This is a genomic window from Anaerophaga thermohalophila DSM 12881, from assembly GCF_000191885.1.
Classification (GTDB): Bacteria; Bacteroidota; Bacteroidia; order Bacteroidales; family Marinilabiliaceae; genus Anaerophaga; species Anaerophaga thermohalophila.
This window is the reverse complement of record NZ_AEWI01000070.1, coordinates 1-2531: the sequence shown is the minus strand read 5'-3', so window position 1 is coordinate 2531 and position 2531 is coordinate 1. Positions and strand designations below refer to the sequence as shown.

Sequence of the window (2531 nt, the reverse complement as noted above, 5' to 3'; positions counted from 1 at the left end):
TTGCGCATTTTTTGGTTTTTTGGGTGGCATTTTTCACAAGTTGGGTTAAGAGAATGCAGGGAAGCAACAGGATTTTCGCAAAGAGAGTTGGCAAAGCTTTTAAATACTTCTTATTCTGTTGTTGGTAAATACGAGCGTGATGAAATGACCCCTTCTGTGGAAGCGGCAAAGAAAATAGCCAAACTGATTAATACCACAGTTGGCTACCTATTAGGTGAAACAAACGAAACCAATGTACTTAAAGACCCCGACATGTTACGCCGATTAAACCAAATCAGCGAACTGCCGGAAGAAGATAAACATTGTATTCTTTATACTTTGGATGGTTTATTACAAAACGTTAAAGCAAAGCAGGCTTTTAATCATTAAAAAATAAACCTACTCTTTTATAAATTGAGATAAATCCAGCACGCCTAGTTGGGTATTGTTTACTCCGAACCTTTCATAGTACCAAAATGATATTACCAGCCTTGTGGCATCATAAGGTACGACATCATAAATAGTTATAGCTCCCTTATTGTCATCTGTTGGAAACATTAGTTTATATTCGATTCCTTTAGCATCTTTAAAACACAAAGCATATTCATTATTGACCCCTCTATTTTTTTGTCTGTAAGCTTCTAATTTCAGTTCTGTTATCACGGAACTATCTTTCAGGGTTATTGGATAATAAGTACTTGTTTCTCCTTTTATTGAGTCAAGAATAAAAGTTTGAGCATCTTGATAATCCCAAATAAATCTATCTTGTTTGCAGGAATCGGTGTTAGCCTTTTTTGCTATTGTATCACCATCAATATTAAATGTATAGATGCTGTCTAATTGAAAATTTGATACATACAAATAATTATTAATAATTTCTATTGAGTTGAAATTCATTGAATTCCGACTAATTTTTATAAACCAACTAAAATCCGTTAAAAAAATATTCTTCTCAACTACATCTTCGCCCTTACAAGATATAGACAGTCCGAATAATAAAAAGAATGAAAATATTCTATTAATCATTTTTCAGAAATTTTGCTGTGTGTTTTGCTGCTGCGGTATATGCAATTTCATAAAGAGTATACTGACAATCGCCTATTTTCTTTGCTCCTTGCTCTGTGCTTGGCTTATCCTTATTTATTTCAGCATGAGTGTTTGATCCTTCCATCATCTCTCCAAGTTTAAATTCTCCGGTACGCACCTGGTTATACCACTTGCTTTGACCAAAGCCACCAGAAACAGCTTCATCCCAATGTGGTATATCGTTCAAAGTAAAATCAGCTAAGTTTTTACCTAGGTCATTTTCCCAATACTTTAGGTACATTTCAACATAGTTTGAATGAGAATAAAAATCCATCAGGTTATGCAAGGCTATACCGAATGAAAAGGCACTAAGCTTATCAATTTTATCATGTTCGTTAATTCTTGTCTTAACTTCTTCCCAGCCTTGGTTTACCTGGGTAATATCTAATTTATTATCAAAGTGGATATCCGTTGATTTATCATCACATTGAAAACGTATCTCATATTCCTGTCCATTAAAATCAACAACCATTAAAAGTTCACTTGTTATATCCTTCGAGGTTGGTTCTGTGTTTTCCTCAAGCCTTGCTACATCAACTTTAGATTCAGGTAATACCCTGATTAAAATTGATGGTTTTCCAGTAAGTGTCCTGTATTCAAAATACACAAGATTTTCTTCTGCTGTGTTTTCATTATATCGCTCTATGTCAACATCAAAATAATATTCATCTTCTGGGTTTTCTGAAGATTCTAGCACATCAGCATAATCAAAAAACTTTTCAATATCAAAAGCTCCATACCTGGCTCGGTATTGTTGCATTAAGTATTCAAATTTTAGATATGATTCTTTGTCGTGAATATAAATCTTGTGATTTGTATTTTTAATTGTAACTACACACTTTGCAGCCTTCTCTTCCTCATTAAGTAATGAAGGCAAATTAAGTTCCATTCTTAAGATTGGGTCGTGAATTACCCAAAGAACATCGAGCTCATCATCCTCCAATAAATCATAGTTTTCAATAACTGACGCAACAAACACGGCTTTCTTTATTTTAAATTCACTAGTTGCATAATTCCCCATGGATTCGACTGTCCTTTCAATATTATCAATACTATTGTTAAAATCTTCAATTTCTTCATCGATAATTTCTTTTCTGCGAACCGGGTCTGTAATAAAGTCGTAAATATCCTCTACTTTCTTCTTGTATTCATCTTTCTTTTTAATTACATAATCCTTTGCCATATCTGCTACGTCATCATAGTCCAAATCAAATGGAATTTTCCACCATGCTTCTGCATCACAGGATATAGAAATTCCATCTGCCCCATATCCAACACCCCATAACATTGGTGCGGCAATTTGTGCATCGTAACTTATACCAGCCATGCTAAATGATTCCTTTAATATCTCTTCATGGATTCTAGGGTCAAACGCCCCTTCCTCTTCCCCCTGCCCCCACGCAAACAGCACATTTTGCGGGTCATGTATTGCATCCCATTGGTACTTCCACAGACCCGTGCCCTGG

3 protein-coding genes are annotated in these 2531 nt (G+C 34.9%); 1 reads left to right on the top strand and 2 read right to left on the bottom strand.

Features of this window, described 5'->3' with window-relative positions; genetic code table 11:
- On the top strand, nt 1-369 hold a 369-nt coding region (locus ATH1_RS0114950), incomplete at its 5' end, for a helix-turn-helix domain-containing protein (protein ID WP_342626193.1).
- A 9-nt stretch (nt 370-378) separates the two neighbouring features.
- Here ATH1_RS0114950 and ATH1_RS0114945 read toward each other — a convergent pair.
- Entirely contained in the window at nt 379-1005 is a 627-nt protein-coding gene (locus ATH1_RS0114945; protein ID WP_010423380.1) for a hypothetical protein, read from the bottom strand.
- Nucleotides 998-2531: hypothetical protein (locus ATH1_RS21655; RefSeq protein ID WP_010423378.1), on the bottom strand; the 1534-nt coding region annotated here is incomplete at its 5' end. The genes ATH1_RS0114945 and ATH1_RS21655, both read right to left, overlap by 8 nt.